The sequence below is a fragment of the Bacillus cereus group sp. BfR-BA-01316 genome (assembly GCF_022664195.1).
GTDB lineage: Bacteria > Bacillota > Bacilli > Bacillales > Bacillaceae_G > Bacillus_A.
The window spans coordinates 37645-54312 of the sequence record NZ_JAKUGX010000019.1 but is presented as its reverse complement, the minus strand read 5'-3'; the positions used below and the strand labels follow the sequence as shown (position 1 = coordinate 54312).

Here is a 16668-nt window from a genome sequence, read left to right as displayed (position 1 = left end):
TCCCCTTTCATATTACTACCATACTGACAAACGCGTTCTACCGTCATTTTCATCTGTAACGTATTCAACGTACAAACCTTGATTCAGTGCATTTTCATACATCAATTCAATCACTTCTTGATCTTTCGCATAAATTTGGATGTAATCACCATCCGCCACTAGCACGACTACTTCACACTTACTCTCTTTAAATTCTTCATATGTTTCAATCTCTCCTAGTGCTTCCCCTTTTGGATATGCTTTTAAATCTGCAAAAATGAGATAATATATGTTGTCTTTTATTAATTTTTTTAATTCTAATCCATTCATTATTTTTTTATCTTCCGAAAATAATTCTGAACCTATTCCATCACGCACTACTAAATAAGATTCCTCATTTTCCACTCGCCAATCAAATACAGTAATGTCGACTGGCCTTAACACTTTCCAAAGTAAATTAGTGTATTCATTTGGAATATCTACAAAAATTCCTCTTTTCATTTGTTTGCTCCTAACTTATTTGTTTTATTTTCGTCCCATACATTATATACCAAATTCAACTACTACATTTTGTCGATACCCTATGTAACTTGTATTTCATCACAAAAAAAAACGTTTCACTACTAGTGAAACGTTTTTTATCTATTAAGCATTCAATTCCGTTTTATGTTCCTTTACTACACTACGTTTTAAAGCAGTTCCAAGTATGATAAACATACTTACTACACCAATCCAAACGAGCACTGTAGTAGGAGTATTCCAAGCCAATCCTTTTCCGAAGAAGAAGATTTCTCTTAGCCCTTCTATCATAAATCGCATCGGTAACCAGGAGTAAATCCAATCTTGATAAAATGGAGACATCATTTCAGGCGCTAGCGCCAATAGCGGTGCACCAAAGAAAAGTAACAGTGCAAATAACCCGATTCCCTTTAATCCAACTAATGAAAGGACCGCAGAAATCATTAAGAAGAAACTAAATGATGTAATGGATAAAAATAGAGCCGTATCCGTGAAATCCGAGATATTTAATCCTACCATTCCATCTGCTATCCATGTAAGACCAAATCCAATTACAAACGCCGCAATAGCCCCCACTAAAATTTGTTTTACTTTTAATATGAAGTTTTCTTTTCTTGTACCCACTCGCGTTTTACTTATCGCAATAAAGATAATTGCTGCGCTCGCTAAACTTGCAATCCATAACGGTTGGAATAAAGAAATTGGCGAGTTACCGTTTGCACTATTTTTTCCAATTTCATTTATATTTGTCACTTTCTTCGTAATAGGTGTTACTAAATTTGAAACTTGATCTGTTGTTAAAGTAGTCCCTTTTGCTTTAAATCCTTCTAGTAGTTGTGTACGAACGTTATTGTTCATATTATCAACTACTCCATTTAACATTTGCCCTGCCATAGTTGAAGCCGCCGTATTCATTCCTTGATTTATATATATTTCGACTTCAGGCGAAGAAGGCTGTGGTGTTCGTAGCGATGCTTGTTTTACGCTAAAGTCTTTCGGAATCACTAATGCTGCATAATACTTTTGATTGTTTAAACCTTTTTGAACAGATTCTTTATTTTTTACTTCCACCCACTCTACCGCAGGTTCTTCATCAGTTTTTGATGTTTTTTCGATCATATCAACAATTGTTTGCCCCATATTCATTTTAGCTTGATTCGGAATTTCCACTCCTTGATCCTCATTTACAATTGCGATTGGTAAGTTTTTCGGCTTAGGTTGAACGGTTGGAAATAATGTTAATGAAAAAATAAAAACAACAAGTAGTGCAATAACTGGTGATAATAAGAAAAGTTTGTTTTTAAACATTTTCTTTTATCCTCCTTTAATTTGATTTATAATAACCAACAACGTGTTGTTTATTTATATTTCGAATTATATGTTTAAGTTAAATCTTATACAATAATCAAAAATAGTGAATGTGTCGGTTATAAGACACTTTCTTTAAATGTGTTGGAAAAAATTAAGGAGGGACATGCTTTGCGCGATAGTAATTTAGATTTACGTGTTATTCGTACGAAAACTGCCATACGAAATGCATTGGTGGAGTTAATTGAGGAAAAAGGTTTTGAAGCCATTACAGTGAAAGATATTACTATGAAAGCAAACATAAACCGTGGTACTTTTTATGCACACTATCAAGATAAATTTGATTTAATGACAAAATGCCAAGAAGAAATTATGCATGAGTTTTCCATCATTGCCAAACAGAAACTTCCGGAAGTTATTGCTGAACTTGGATCAAATCCTTCTCCAACAATGCCGTTTGTACTTATCGCTTCTATTCTTGAATTTCTAAATGACAATAGTGATTTTATGAAAGCTGTACTAAGCCCAAAAGGAGATTTATCTTTCCAAACAAAATTGAAAGACTTTATGTGGAAAACACTATTTGAAGATACGAATGGCGCTCTTATTAATAAGGAAAATTTACTTGTTCCAAGCCAATACTTAGCTTCTTATATGGCATCTGCTCATATAGGCGTCATCCAACAATGGTTACATAATGGACAAAAAGAAAAACCGGAGGAAATTGCTCGTATTTTATCAACAATCGCAGTTCATGGTCCTTTCTATGCAGCTGGTTTAAAGAAATAAGCTTGCCTGCATAGAAACATGCTTTAATCAATCTGAACATCAACAAACTTCTAAATGAAATGTATGGCTGAGTAGTTACTATTATTTTTATTAATAACTTGAAATTTATGTTCCTATGAAAAAAGCTGTTGAAAGGAATCCTCTTCAACAGCTTCTCCATTATTAACGATATAAACGAACTGCTCCTGCAGAATTATCATCTGCTTGTCCAACTACTTCAAATTTCAATCCAACCTTCGGTACTTTACGTCCTGCATCTGGGATTAAATCGTTCATATACGATTTAGAATCATCAAACTTCGTTACACCTGGTAACCCTTTGTAATCATATGTTCCGCGTGTTGGAGATACAACTTTCCATGCAGGCGTTTGGTTAAAGGAGAACGCAGCATCTGCGATTTGGTATCGTGTACTATTTTTAACAGTTGGTTTGCCGTTTAGCGTTCCAACAATTGCCTCTGGATGAGAGTCAACAACCCCTAAGAAACCTTCGCCTGGATGCATACCAACCCAATTATCTGTAAAGCTAGAGTCTGCATACCATACAACAAGACCTGTATTATACGGTACACCACTGCTATATTTTAACGCTTGATCAGCACCAGCGTAGTTTCTCCACTCTAAATAATAGTTATGTTTCTTCTTATCAAAACCGTTTGCCGCAACGAAACCATTTAATTTTAATTTGGCTTCGCCTTCTGCATCATCAGAGAACACAACATTTCCATCTACAGTTAATGTAGCGTTATCAAGAGTAAAACCGTTCGGTGCTAAACCACCATCTGTAATGTATTCGAATACTAGTTTTACTTTTTGTCCTTTAAATTGGCTTAAGTCATATGACTTATCTACCCATTTACCATCCGTTGTGTCTAGACCATTTTTCACATTCTTTTCGCCAATTCGATCCACTAACGTTTTCTTATCATCCTCTGTCACTGCATGTACTTCAAGGAAGTCATAATCTGTTTCAATTTCATACAATGATTTGTAATCAAACTTCGCCATTGTTGCATTTGTTAAATCAAACACTGGCGTTTCTATTGTTGTATGAAGATTATCGCCTTTTGTACTATAGTAATATTTCTTACCGAATGCAGGCTGAATACCTTTTACATCTTTATCTGGTAAGTTAACGCGAATCAGACCAGGACGAGTTGATTTCGTTACACTTTGATCTAAGTACGTCGCAAAACCGATACCGCGATTTAATTTATCATAGTCAATCTCTACAATATTTGCCCAGTTTCCACCCATGTTCTTTTGAAAGAACTCTTTGTTTTGCGGAGAGAAACTCGGTGGCGTTGAACCTGCAATTTTACCAGCCCAGCTGCCGCCGCTCATAACAGACCAAGAGTTAATTGGCTCACCTGATCCTGAATACTTCGTATCATACTCATCTGGAAGACCTAAATCATGACCAAATTCATGTGCGAATACACCAACTGCTCCGTCTTCTGGCTCAATTGTGTAGTCGTATGCTGCCATTTTACCGCCCCAGTTATCAACCTTTGCTTTTGTTCCTTCAATTGGATATGGTGCTCCAAGGTTCCAGCGATGTGACCAAATTGCGTCATCACCTAGTCTACCACCGCCTCCATCTTGCCCAACTCCAGCGTGAATGACCATTAAGTGATCAATAAGACCATCTGATTCGTTTTTATTGCCATCACCATTATTGTCATATTGATCGTATTGGTCAAATTCAGATAAATCAATACCACTTTCTACAGCTGCATTTAATGCCTCTTTTACAAAATCACGAGGTCCTTTTGGTCCTTTATTATCATGACCGCCATCTCCTGCATCTGCACCATAATCCGCTGCTTTACCAGGAACTGTCAACCACTTTGTTACTGTCCCATCAACTGTATAACTACCACCAGATTGCTCTTCATAATATTGTTTAAATGTTGGGATTTTTGAACCATCAAAGAGTGTAAACGGCTCATCACCAAATAACATTTTTTGATAATGTTCTGGATTAAAATCATTTGAATACATATAACCTGGTACTTGATCAATATTGTTATGCTTAAAGTCAGCAAACTCTACTAGCAATACAAGAACTTTATCTTTACGAACATCACCGTTATATTGTTTTTGCTTCGCTGAAGTAGTTGGTACTTTTCCGTTTAATCCCCCTTTAACCGGCTCTTGTCCAGCTACCGGGCCACTAACAGGTTGATCAGCTTTTGCTTTCGTATCTGCTTTTGCATCTTTAACTTTTTTCAAAAAGTCAGAAGCTTCTCTCGAAACACTATCCCCTGCTGCTGGCTCTTTTCCAGCATTTTCGCCTTTTTTCTTCTCTACGTATTTTTCAACAGCTTTTAATGTGTCTTCTTTCGACTCAGATTCACTAATTACACCGCGTTTCTTGAGCGCATCTGCTAAACGCTCCTCTGGAATTAAATTTTCATCAATTGGACTTAAAGATCCTACATTAGACGGCGTTGCCGCATAAACAGATTGACTACCAAATCCAAATGTGCAACTAAGCACAGCTGCCGCCGCAAGCGTAGACAGCACTTTAAAAGGCTTTTTCTTCATCCCTATTCCTCCCCAACCTTAAATATGTTCCAATGATCTTATAATAAAGAATATTCCGATAATTTGCAATATACTGTCTTAATTTGTAATATTTTTGAAAATATTCTTTATTTTAGATTGATATACATTCTGATTCATCGATGTTTTCAGAAGATATTGATGGAAGTTGATAAAACTATTAAAATCTCTGTACATAATTGCAAGATATACTTTGCCAATTGCGATTTCTAATATCATTGTTGTTTCACCGTCCCCATGGCTTGACTGTAATTATAGGAGACAATGTAGTTCGAAAAGGAGAGATAGTAAATTCTGTTAGTACTCATTCTAGTGTTCAGGGAGTTTACCATTCTTTCAATATTCTTGCATCTGAACTGCAACTATCCTCCGCAGCAATACAAACTGTAGGAAGTAAGGGCTACAGTATACGTGTCGTACTGTAACGGACCTTTCTATGTAAGCTGGCTTAAAAAAATAAGAGATCATCCACTACACATAGCGAATGATCTTTTTAACTACAGTATTTCGATATACCCTTCTGTTCCATGTACCCGAATTCGTTGACCGTCTATTATTAGTTTTGTAGCATTCTCTACCCCGACGACTGCTGGTAATCCATATTCACGCGCAATAACAGCTCCATGTGTCATGAGTCCGCCAACTTCGGTGACTAACCCTTTTATAGATACAAACAATGGTGTCCATCCGGGGTCAGTAAATGCGGTAACTAATATATCTCCATCTTCTAAATTCGCATCTTCCATGTTTAAAATAACGCGTGCTCTCCCCTCAATCACTCCAGAAGAAACAGGCAGACCTACAATCGCTTCGGCCGGGAGATTTTCTCGTTTGTACTTACCTGTAATGATTTCTCCATCAGATGTGATAACACGTGGAGGCGTTAGTTTTTCATATAATTTGCACTCATTTTTCCGTTTATTAATAACCTCGTAATCCAGTTTATTCGTACGGACAACTTCGTGAAGTTCTTCAAAAGTTAGATAGTATATATCTTCTATTTCATGAATAACGCTGTCTTGTTCGAGTTGTTCGGCTTCTTTCAGTAAAGCCTGCTTATAAACGAAGTAGCGATTAATCATTCCGTATTTTGGATATTCACGATAACCGATGAAATTCCGGATTAGGCTGATCATTCGTTTTGTCTCTTTTACTTTTTGTTTACCATCCGGTAAATGCTTCAATCGATCTAATAACTCTTGTTCTTTTTTCAAAGCTTCCTGTAGCCCTTGCTCAAATTTCCGATTACCCGCATTAGGCTCAAAGTCTTTAATATTATTTAGAATCATCGGGATAATTGTATTTGATTTTTCAATCCAACGAGTTTTCGTAATATCGATTTCTCCGCTGCATCTCATTCCGTATTTATTCAGAAAAGCATAGATTGCATCTCGAGCTTTATCCCCACCTTTAAACTTAACTAGTTCATCTAAAAAGCTGTCATCTTCTATATGCTGTAAATACTCAATGACTTCTGGATAAGGACGAATCACATCTGCGACATCCAATAGCGCCAGACCCATTTCCGAAGTAATATTGTTTGGTACAGATTGAGAAAGCGTATCTGCTACGTTTTTTTCACCTAACCATTCGTTCATATTTTCATTGATCCATGATGAAGCATCTATAGCAGCCATAAACACAGCTGAACTTTGTGGGTCAAATAAAATCTTCTTTAATATCTGGATATCTTCCAGAATAAAATCAAATAAATCCGATCCTGATTTCGTTTGAATGTTTTGTTTTAACTCTTCAATCGATGCTTGACTATTCTTGATTAAATCCGTAACGATTGCCGGATCGTTTTCGATTTGTGGTTGCGTACTTGTAGATGGCATACTTTTACCAAGACTCTTTTCTTTTTCATCAGCCGGTAACAATTTGATAAAATCATCTCGCTCTATTACAGTCGTTAATGCATCTTTAATAAGCGGCTCCAAGTTCCCTATTGTATTTAATAAAAGTTCTCTACTAGCAGGCGAAGCCAATCTTTGTGTAACATCAACAAACAGCCTTCCCCCAGCTTGAAACCTCGGTCCAAAGGATGTTAACTGGAATAAAGACATTCCTAATGGCTTCAAAGGATCAGTCATCATTTGTTGGTGACCAACCGATACATACACATGATTTTCCTGATCATTTGCTTCTGGAATTGGATATAAAGTCGTTATCGGCCTGCTTTGGACAATATAAAATGTATCATCAACTAAACACCATTCAATATCTTGCGGACAACCAAAATAAGCTTCAATCTGTCTTCCGATACGTGCTAGTTGTAAGATTTGTTGTTCAGTAAGTGTTTGAATATCTTGCTGATTAGGAGCAATTTGCTTTGTCTCTGTTCCGCCTTCTTTTCGTCCATAGATAGCTAATTTTTTAGTTGCTATCATCTTATCGACGATTTCCTCTTCTTTTACTTTATAATTATCAGCAGATACTAAGCCAGAGACCAGCGCTTCTCCAAGTCCGAAACTGGCATCGATTGATAGCACTTTTCGGTTACAAGTAATTGGGTCAGCGGTAAATAAAATCCCGGAAGCCTGCGGGAAAACCATCCTTTGAACGATAACAGATAAATAAACTTGGCTATGGTCAAATCCGTTTTGCATTCGGTAAATTACCGCACGATCCGTAAATAGAGACGCCCAACATTTGCTAATATGCTGCAAGATGGCCTCTTTTCCAATGATGTTTAAATAAGTGTCTTGTTGCCCAGCAAAAGAAGCATGTGGTAAATCTTCAGCTGTAGCACTAGAACGCACTGCATAAGCATATTCATCTCCAAACTGGGAGAGATAGTGAGCAACTGCTCCCCCAACATCGAAAGGAATTTCTACTTCCATAATGATTTCTCTAATCTTCCTGCTGATTTCACCAATTTGATTTCGGTCCTCTATTTGTAGCATTGTTAGTTGATTCAATAAAGCTTGAAACGTTTCGTTTTGTTCGATGGCTTGTTGATATCCTACTGTTGTAATACAAAATCCTTCTGGCACTTGTATTCCTTGAATTTTTGATAACTCCCCTAAATTTAACCCTTTTCCACCAACGAGAAAAAGCTGCGTTTTTTCTATTTCCTGAAAATCGAGAACAAAAGAACTCATTTAACATCTCTCCTTACAATGCATGTGTTCTTGATTGTAACAGTAGTAAATGCGAATAAACAGTCTATTTTGACCTTTAATTCCATGATATAATTAAGTTAGGAAGAGATATTCCCCCTCTAATTCACTTCAATTACATCAACAAACTTAAACATTCGCTTATTACGAAATGCATCTGTACATATAATCGTCTCCTTTATTGGATTAATATTGACTACTGTTATGTAATTTTCATATAGATAGCCACCTCTGTAATATGTAAGTAAAACCTCTTCCTCACCTAAAAATGAACATAACAGCCTATTTTCAATCATTTCTTTTGCATCTTGCGTTAAGATTGGGCGTGAGATTTTCGTTTGCCTACTTATCATTTCTTTAATAGTTGCGAACTGCTCTGGCATACTGGCAAATGGTTGCCACTTTACCATACCTCTTCCTTTTGGCATATTAGCATTCTTCACGATTTATGTCCTCCTAATAATGTGTTTCTATATCTTGCTGTTGCGACGCTTGTGTAGGAAATCCCACGTAAAATACTGTTCTTACCAAATCGTGTTCGAATTTCGTCCATGACCTTCGTTAATCGCATTTCTTTTTCTCTTTGTATAATGTTATCGAAAAGTGAAATTTGCTCTTCTCCTTCATTTATTAAATTTGTTAACGAAATACTTATCGATCGAATCGGTTCCCCTGTATAACGCTCGTATAAAAAATATGTACAAACATTGTAAATATCCATCGTTAAATTTGTTGCTCTGTTTAACGTATGTGCCTTTCTTATTCCCCCGCCATATTCCTTGCTATATCCAACTGAAAAATGGATCGTTTGAGCGTATTTCTTTTCTCTTCTCAACCTATAACAAACTTCTTCTATATGCTCTAATAACATAACTACGAACTCTTCTATTGAGTAATCACGTAATAATATTTGGCTTTTCGCTATAGATGTTGTTGCTGGAACATACTTCTCTGCTATTCTGCTAAAATCAATCCCGTTACTATGTAGATGTAATTCTTCTCCTATTACACCGAAAGATTGCTTTAAATATTTCAAAGGGTACTGAGCCAATTCTCCAATTGTATGTACACCTTTTCGATTCAATTTCATTTCAGTTTTATACGATATACCCCAAAATTTACTGAGCGGTCTTATGCTCCATAACTTCTCGGGTATATCGTCGTACGTCCATTGTGTTATCCCATCTTTATTCTTTTTCGCTTCAATATCCATTGCTACTTTACTCAATAATAAATTGGGTCCTATACCAATCGTACTTTCAATCCGTGTACGTTCATATATTTCTCGCTTGAACTTTAATGCGAACTCGCGCGGATTACTCGCAAACAAATGAATACTTGCGGTCATATCCATGAAAAATTCATCGATACTATATTGATGAAAATCTTCCGGTGCAACATACTGCAAAGCTAAACCTGTTATGTAAGTTGAACATTTCATATACGTATGCATAATTGGATTCACAATAATAATATCTGGTCGCTTCGGTATTTCGTACAATCTTGCCATCTTCCTTATCCCTAACGCTTTTAATGGCGGTGTTGCTGCTAATACGATTGATCCGCTCCGATTCACATCTCCTACGACGGCCAATTTTGTATAACGTGGATCCAGTCCTTTTTTAATACATGACACACTCGCATAAAAGCTACGAAGATCTACACATAGAATAATACGATTTGGTAAAAGAGAATAATCATACAAGGTTATCACCCCTAAAGGAACGTTTGTTCTTATTATATACGAACTTATGTTCTTTTGAAAGGTATTCCCATGAAAATTTTGGTTAAAATAATCGTACTTCAAAAATCCCTTTAAGAAAATCTTAAGAAATCCCCCTCTAAATTCATAAGAAATTTTTTCTATACTGAAAAATGTAAATACACAAAAGGAGAAACAATCATGAAGAAACTTTTACTTTGCATAATAGGAATAGGCCTCCCTATATACTTACTACCTTTCATGTTGCGCGGGGATTTGGACAGATTTAATCCAATTGCTGAAGAAAAAAATGTATACGCCATTGCGAAGGGATATGGCGTTCCGGATTATAATCATAAAGGACGAGCTATGTACTCACTAAAAGGTGTTGATGAATCTGGGAACGAGAAAGAATATATAGTAGGAACTAACACTCCTAATGATTTTATAAGAAAAACTTACTTAAAAATTCATGTGAAGGGCAAGTATGTCTATTCTTGCGACGTTATTTCTGAAAAGGACATTCCGGAGAAAATAAGAAAACAACTATGAAATAGTGTATAAACGAAAAAGTCTACTCGTATGAGTTGGCTCTTTTTCTTTATTTTATAAAGTCTTAATCGTTACTTTTCCTATACACCAAATTGCAAATATCAATTCTAAACGAAGTCGCTCTGAACACCATTGGCTTAGTTATTAGTAAAATTAGATAACATTTTTACTAATAGAAACCACGTTTGAAAGATAACCATGTAAATACTATAGACGTTGATCTTTCTGGAAATTTCAATATTAAAAAGCCTAATTTCTCAATTTAATGTGAAGAAATTAGGCTTTTTTCATTGCTCCATTAAAGAGCCCGATTGCTGAATATATAGGATATAATACGTTTCCGACCAATTATTATATTGCATCTTGTAATTTACCCTTGTTTATTATCTATTTTTGAATGATGGATTAATTCGTGATTTATAAAGCAAGAAATCATTGTTCTATATACTTGTTCAATAATATCAGGATTTACATTATTTTCATCAGCAATTGTTCTAACTTTTTGAATTACAGCTTCAACTCTTTTTGGTGCTTTAACATCTTCAGTATCTTTTCTGAATTTTGCATTATGATACGGTTCACCGTGACGTATCTAAATGAGGTTCTCTTGGATCACCCTACCCCCTCTCACTTCCTCTAAATATGAAGTCTTGTCCTTAATTGAGTAACCAGCGATAGTAAAATAAGCGCAAATTTTTCGGTTAGATGCAGAATAGAGCTCGTTCCGGGGTTTATAAAGGGAGGTTTTCCGATTATGCAAAGCAAAATTACCCATTTTCATATTTTTCGAGTCAATAGGCGGAATCTCTCTGTCTATTTATCAGATCGGGTGCTTAACCTGTTCCCCAAACCGATAATTGATATAAACTTTTCTTCTGTATAAAGCATATTCTTATTGGTCGACTTAATCTCCATAAAAAGTCCCTCCAATAAATTTCTTAATGGAAGGATTCATCTAAGATAGTTAATTTCACCGGTGGTTAGCTCAACTTAATGACTACGGGATCTGTCCCCATTTAGTGATGAAACCCATTATCACATTTCGTATCATGTGGCATAGGCCCGTCCAGGGAATCTAGAAAGGCAACGGCCTGTTTGAGGTTCATCAAAAATAAATGCGCGAGATCCATGGAAAATCCATTTCGAACCACAACGCGCATAATCGTCACCGCTTCCATATCTGGAGGCAATGGATAGGCGGGTACTTGCCAGCCGAACACACGCAATTGTCGAGATAAATCATAAAGATTCCAGTTTAATGTGTAACCATCTTTCAGTCGCCAAGCGAAAACCGGAATATCCGAACCATCGGACAAAAGTTCGAACGGTTCCATCTTCTGAATCGCCTTGCTAAGAAAAAGAGCGACTTTCTGAGAAGCCCTTTGGACATCATAGTACCCACTTTTCCCCAAACGCAGGTAATTGTAATATTGCAGGAGCACTTGTGCGCCAGGACGAGAGAAATTCAGGGCAAAAGTCGGCATGTTCCCGCCCAAATAGGAGACGCGGAAGATTAGATCCTCAGGGAGATCTTCAGCTTCCCGCCAAATTATCCAACCCAACCCAGGGTAGACTAATCCATATTTATGTCCGGATACATTGATGGACTTCACCCTCGGTAATTGAAAATCCCAGACTAAATCTGGTTGAAGAAACGGTGCTATAAATCCCCCCGAAGCCGCATCCACATGCATGGGAATGTCGAGGCCCGTCCTCTCCTGTAAATCGTCCAACACTTTCGCAATGGCGGCAACCGGTTCGTAAAGCCCGGTATAAGTCTCACCGAGAATCGGTACTACACCAATCGTATTTTCATCCACGGCAGCGAGGACCCCCTGAGGATCCAATTGGGGATGCTTTGGGCTAACCTTCACATAGCGTGGTTCAACCTCCCAATAGTTCGCGAATTTTTCCCAAACGACTTGAACAGCAGAACTAAACACAATATTGGGACGATCCACCGACTTCCCTTCGCTTTTGCGTGCGTTTTGCCAGCGTCTCTTTAACGCAAGCCCCCCGAGCATACATGCTTCCGACGATCCAGTTGTTGAAACACCCATAGTCGTAATGGGGGTGGGCGAATGCCAGAGGTTGGCTAAAATGCGGACACACCGCTCCTCAATTTCGGCTGTCTGTGGATATTCATCCTTGTCAATCATGTTCTTGTCGAATGATTTGGCATATAAGTGCTCTGCGGCAGGCTCCATCCATGTGCTAACGAATGTTGCAAGATTCAAGCGGGCATTGCCATCAAGAGCAATTTCATCATGGACGATTTGATACGCTGTTTCTGGTAACATGCCTTTATCAGGCATGTGAAAGCGCGGAACGACTGATTCTCCTTCGCGGGCAAACAGAGGATTTATAGAAAATTCGTGAGGCAGCTCCATTTGCATGTGACGCGGTAGATATTGTGGATTATCTGGTATGATCTCTTTTCCTTCGTATGCATCATTTTGAACTTCTACTTTTCGATTCTGTGGCATACAAGTCCCCCTTAATTAATTGTTTAACAAACATATTATTTACAAAAAAGCATTTGTTAAACCTAGGGGACAATTCTAATAAAAGATGCCGCCACCATTCGAATTAAAGGCGTATATTAACATAAGCCATTCAAATAACAAAACAGCACCTCTCCAGCAAATTAGAGGGGGCTGTTGTTTTTTCGCTAAAACCTCATTTATTTATGATACGGTTCACCACTATTAATGCTAGACTATATCCTCTACAACCTGCCCTAAACATGAAACAGGCACGCGCGTTCATCTTTCGATAATCGCGCCCTTTAATGGAATAAGGAATGATTATTTGTTCCATTCCCATAGCTTTCTATATAATGAAGACTTATTGCACCATATGTCACCTTTAGGCTGGGAACATATTAATTTGTTAGGAGAATACCATTTTAATTCGGAGAAAGTGATATCATTAGATTCTTTAAGGCCACTAAAGCTTTCTTAACCTTGTTAAAAACGGGGTAATCGTCAGGAAAATGAGCTTAGCGTTGTAAATCCCAAAATAAAAACCCCCATTTCTCTGTATTAAAATTGAGAAATAGGGGGTTAATCAATTAACAATATTGCCCGATTGTTGAGAATTTTTATTTAAAACAGATAACTGATTAATAATCCTGCTGATAATAAGAAGCCAAAAACCGTGTTTGTCATCGCTGTTGATTTCATTGCCATGCGCATATATCGAGGATTCTTTACTCCTTTTTGGAAGCCTTGAATTGCAGAGATTGGTTTTTTCAAACCTAAGAACATAACCAATGTCCAAGGGCTTATATAACCCATCAATACAATCATAACGATCCATAAATAAGAAATTAAAAAGGCCACAGCTAGTGTTACCACCGCTTTCTCTCTCCCAAGGAGGATAGCCAACGTCTTTCTTCCACCTTTCATATCTTCATCAATATCTCGAATGTTATTCGACATGTTGATTGCACCTACTAAAATCCCAATTGGAATGGAAATCAATATACTTTCAACCGTTAAAGTATTCGTTTGAATAAAGAATGCAATTAATACAAAACATGTTCCCATTAACAGTCCAGAAACTAATTCTCCAAATGGAGTGTACGCAATTGGTAATGGACCACCTGTATATAAATAGCCAACCGCCATCCCAATTAAACCAATGACTACTAACCACCAGCTACTATTCATACAAATATAAATGCCAATAAATGCTGCTACCACATACAATAAAAGCGCAACTGTTAAAACATTTTCTGGCTTTAATCCATGACGGACAATTCCACCACCAATTCCAACAGAATCAGCGGTATCTAACCCACGTTTGAAATCATAGTACTCATTAAATAAATTCGTTGCTATTTGCAATGCTAAACATGCCAGCATCATCGTAATAAATAAAAGCCAATTAATTTCGGCAACATAAAGTGATGCAACTGTCCCTAATATTACTGGAGAAAACGTCGCCGTTAATGTATGTGGGCGCGTCATTTTCCATATTAATTTAGCGGAACTAATTTCTTTTTCATTCCCCATAAATCTGTTCAATCTCCCTACATTTTAAGTATAAAATCACTAGAAGTATCTTTCTATCTATTTCTTACTTCACATCCATTAATTATATCAAATAAATGATTACCCTTTCTAACAAATCTACTATTAATAAAGTGAAAAATTATAAAGTGAAACTTTAATCAGTGGGGGGTTTTGTCCACCCCCCACTGATTATTAGTTGAACCAATCGGGCTTTTACGGGCAGTTAATCTCCCACCTAACTCCCTCGCAGTCGCCGAATTTTGAGGTGGGAGTCTTACTGCCCGCAAATAGCGGGATAAATTAAAATTTAAATTTATTTTTTCTAAGGTATTCTTCCATACTACTTATATTTTGAGTTTCATCTGCCAATGCGATATAACCGTCAGGTCTAATTAGAAAAACAGAACCAAATTTAATACCTGCTTTCTGTACTCCTTGACTATACGGGAATGTATGCAAAAGAAGATTATTTTCTTTTGCAAAGTTACTTAAATCAGGAGTTACATCTCCATATACATGTAGCTGCCAATCGAAAGATTCAAGTGGTGCAAAATTATCGGTATCATCAAAAGGAATCCATGGTAAACGATCGCCTCCATGAATTTCACCTACACTCCCTTTAGCGAGCTTACTATTTCGATAGTTAATCCGTATTTGCGAAACAACTTTAAACATCGTTTTCCTAACTATTGAAAACTTAGTCATCTTAGGGATAATAACTGGAATTAAGTATTTGCGATTGAACTTTTTACATACACCGTTACCAACAATAGAAGTAAATACTCTATCTGTCGTTGCGACTAAAGTTTTGGCAAATTGTATTCTTTCTTGTTCATAAGAATCTAGAATAGATTCATCAGCTTTTCCTTGAATCACAGCCCCAAGTTTCCATGATAAATTTACTGCATCACCAATACCCGTATTCATTCCTTGTCCTCCTGCTGGACTATGTATATGTCCAGCGTCTCCCGCAATAAAAACACGTCCTTTTCTAAAATGTTCACTCACCCTATGGTGTACTTTATATGTTGAATACCAATTCACTTTCGCAATCGTTAAATTCGTGTTTTTCTTTATATACGGTTCAATTAAAGAAAAGCCGTATTCATTGTTTTCTTCTTTCATTAAATCCTCAGGTATTATTCCAATTAAACGTAAGGATCCAGAAGTCCGAATCGGCATAACAATCATCAATCCATCTTCAAAAAGCCTCATTTGAAAACCAATATTTTCTCTGTTTCCAGTTTGTACATCTGCTACATAAAAAGTTTGTTTATATGTGCCACCAGGAAAATTCAAGTCTAATCCTTTTCTTACTGAACTATGCGCACCATCACATCCACACAAATAACTATAAACATTTTTCTCTTCAACACCATTCTTTATTGTAACGACGTTCACATGGTCATCTTTCTGATTAAATGATACAAGCTCAGTATTCCATTCTACATGGACCCCTCTAGCTTCTAACTGTTCAATTAAAAACTTTTCATGTTCATCTTGTGGGAAGCTTAGTATAAAAGGATATCGACTTTGGCCTTCCCCCATATTCTCAAAGTTGAATTTAGCCTTCAATGTTGTATTCCTATAAAATTGCATATTAACAAATTTAATTCCTTTTTGTACGACCTGATCTGCAAACCCAAATTGACGATAGAACTCTAATGTTCTTGCTTGCACACCCATAGCTCTTGAAGTTTCTCCCGGACCTTGATTTTTATCGATAATTCTAAATGGGATTCCTTGTTTTGTAAGTCCAATAGCTAAAACTAATCCAGTTGGTCCAGCTCCAACAATTAACAATTGATTCTTCATAAACTTCCCTCCCCATTTTCAAGCGAAATAATGAACAATGTGTTGCTTTATTTTACTCCAAATTATAATCTTGAATAAAACTCTTAAAAACAATCAAAAATGATGGATGTGTCGTATATCCGACATATTTTCTTAATGTGTTGAAAAAATTCAGGTGGAATATTGCTTGCGTGATATATATAGCGATTTACGAGTCGTTCGTACAAAAGAAGCCATCCGAGATGCACTTGTGGAATTGATGGAAGAAAAAGCAACTGTACCGTGAAGGGTCACCCCATCATTTCAGGAAACTGTG

At 36.7% G+C, this 16668-nt stretch carries 12 protein-coding genes and 1 pseudogene; 3 read left to right on the top strand and 10 right to left on the bottom strand.

Annotated features, from left to right (window positions below; translation table 11 throughout):
- Positions 1 to 15: 15 nt before the first annotated feature.
- Complete coding sequence (locus MR071_RS15440) at positions 16 to 480, bottom strand: DUF2691 family protein (RefSeq protein ID WP_105587244.1); 465 nt, start codon at positions 478 to 480, stop codon at positions 16 to 18.
- A 144-nt stretch (positions 481 to 624) separates the two neighbouring features.
- Positions 625 to 1806, bottom strand: a complete 1182-nt coding sequence (locus tag MR071_RS15435) for a YhgE/Pip domain-containing protein (RefSeq protein ID WP_105587245.1) — start codon at positions 1804 to 1806, stop codon at positions 625 to 627.
- Positions 1807 to 1977: 171 nt separating this feature from the next.
- On the opposite strand from MR071_RS15435, the gene MR071_RS15430 reads away from it, so the two are divergent.
- On the top strand, positions 1978 to 2595 hold the full coding sequence (locus tag MR071_RS15430; RefSeq protein WP_142395914.1) for a TetR/AcrR family transcriptional regulator: 618 nt from the start codon (positions 1978 to 1980) through the stop codon (positions 2593 to 2595).
- A 162-nt stretch (positions 2596 to 2757) separates the two neighbouring features.
- Here the strand turns inward: MR071_RS15430 and MR071_RS15425 are convergent, their stop codons facing one another.
- The 4 genes from MR071_RS15425 to MR071_RS15410 all read right to left on the bottom strand — a co-directional run bounded on the left by MR071_RS15425 (position 2758) and on the right by MR071_RS15410 (position 9990).
- Positions 2758 to 5145, bottom strand: a complete 2388-nt coding sequence (locus MR071_RS15425; protein WP_105587246.1) for an immune inhibitor A domain-containing protein — start codon at positions 5143 to 5145, stop codon at positions 2758 to 2760.
- A gap of 515 nt (positions 5146 to 5660) precedes the next feature.
- Positions 5661 to 8267, bottom strand: a complete 2607-nt coding sequence (gene ppsA / locus MR071_RS15420) for a phosphoenolpyruvate synthase (RefSeq protein ID WP_242236720.1) — start codon at positions 8265 to 8267, stop codon at positions 5661 to 5663.
- A gap of 119 nt (positions 8268 to 8386) precedes the next feature.
- The gene (locus tag MR071_RS15415) at positions 8387 to 8728 is read right to left on the bottom strand and encodes a YolD-like family protein (protein ID WP_105587248.1); all 342 of its coding nucleotides are present in this window, start codon (positions 8726 to 8728) and stop codon (positions 8387 to 8389) included.
- Positions 8725 to 9990: a Y-family DNA polymerase gene (locus MR071_RS15410; RefSeq protein WP_242236717.1), complete on the bottom strand. Its 1266-nt coding sequence runs from the start codon at positions 9988 to 9990 to the stop codon at positions 8725 to 8727. The genes MR071_RS15415 and MR071_RS15410 overlap by 4 nt, the downstream gene beginning before the upstream one ends.
- Before the next feature lie 198 nt (positions 9991 to 10188).
- Here MR071_RS15410 and MR071_RS15405 point away from each other — a divergent pair, with 198 nt between their 5' ends.
- Positions 10189 to 10539, top strand: coding sequence for a YxeA family protein (locus tag MR071_RS15405; protein WP_105587249.1), 351 nt, complete (start codon positions 10189 to 10191; stop codon positions 10537 to 10539).
- A gap of 370 nt (positions 10540 to 10909) precedes the next feature.
- On the opposite strand, the gene MR071_RS25815 is transcribed toward MR071_RS15405, so the two are convergent.
- The 4 genes from MR071_RS25815 to MR071_RS15390 all read right to left on the bottom strand — a co-directional run bounded on the left by MR071_RS25815 (position 10910) and on the right by MR071_RS15390 (position 16373).
- Complete coding sequence (locus MR071_RS25815; protein WP_105587270.1) at positions 10910 to 11131, bottom strand: chorismate mutase; 222 nt, start codon at positions 11129 to 11131, stop codon at positions 10910 to 10912.
- A gap of 424 nt (positions 11132 to 11555) precedes the next feature.
- Positions 11556 to 13025, bottom strand: coding sequence for a glutamate decarboxylase (locus tag MR071_RS15400; protein ID WP_242236715.1), 1470 nt, complete (start codon positions 13023 to 13025; stop codon positions 11556 to 11558).
- Positions 13026 to 13646: 621 nt separating this feature from the next.
- Entirely contained in the window at positions 13647 to 14558 is a 912-nt protein-coding gene (menA, locus tag MR071_RS15395) for a 1,4-dihydroxy-2-naphthoate polyprenyltransferase (RefSeq protein WP_105587251.1), read from the bottom strand.
- Between the two features lie 300 nt (positions 14559 to 14858).
- Positions 14859 to 16373, bottom strand: a complete 1515-nt coding sequence (locus MR071_RS15390; protein WP_105587252.1) for an FAD-dependent monooxygenase — start codon at positions 16371 to 16373, stop codon at positions 14859 to 14861.
- Positions 16374 to 16539: 166 nt separating this feature from the next.
- Between MR071_RS15390 and MR071_RS15385 the strand changes: the two are divergent.
- Positions 16540 to 16623 (top strand): annotated as a pseudogene (locus MR071_RS15385) (TetR/AcrR family transcriptional regulator); the annotation flags it as partial.
- Positions 16624 to 16668: the final 45 nt, after the last annotated feature.

Excerpts from the sequence above, each read along its gene's own strand:
- MR071_RS15425 (WP_105587246.1), bottom strand. The coding sequence starts at position 5,145 with ATGAAGAAAAAGCCTTTTAAAGTGCTGTCTACGCTTGCGGCGGCAGCT.
- MR071_RS15440 (WP_105587244.1), bottom strand. The coding sequence starts at position 480 with ATGAAAAGAGGAATTTTTGTAGATATTCCAAATGAATACACTAATTTA.
- MR071_RS15390 (WP_105587252.1), bottom strand. The coding sequence starts at position 16,373 with ATGAAGAATCAATTGTTAATTGTTGGAGCTGGACCAACTGGATTAGTT.
- MR071_RS15400 (WP_242236715.1), bottom strand. The coding sequence starts at position 13,025 with ATGCCACAGAATCGAAAAGTAGAAGTTCAAAATGATGCATACGAAGGA.
- MR071_RS15435 (WP_105587245.1), bottom strand. The coding sequence starts at position 1,806 with ATGTTTAAAAACAAACTTTTCTTATTATCACCAGTTATTGCACTACTT.
- MR071_RS15405 (WP_105587249.1), top strand. The coding sequence starts at position 10,189 with ATGAAGAAACTTTTACTTTGCATAATAGGAATAGGCCTCCCTATATAC.
- ppsA (WP_242236720.1), bottom strand. The coding sequence starts at position 8,267 with ATGAGTTCTTTTGTTCTCGATTTTCAGGAAATAGAAAAAACGCAGCTT.
- menA (WP_105587251.1), bottom strand. The coding sequence starts at position 14,558 with ATGGGGAATGAAAAAGAAATTAGTTCCGCTAAATTAATATGGAAAATG.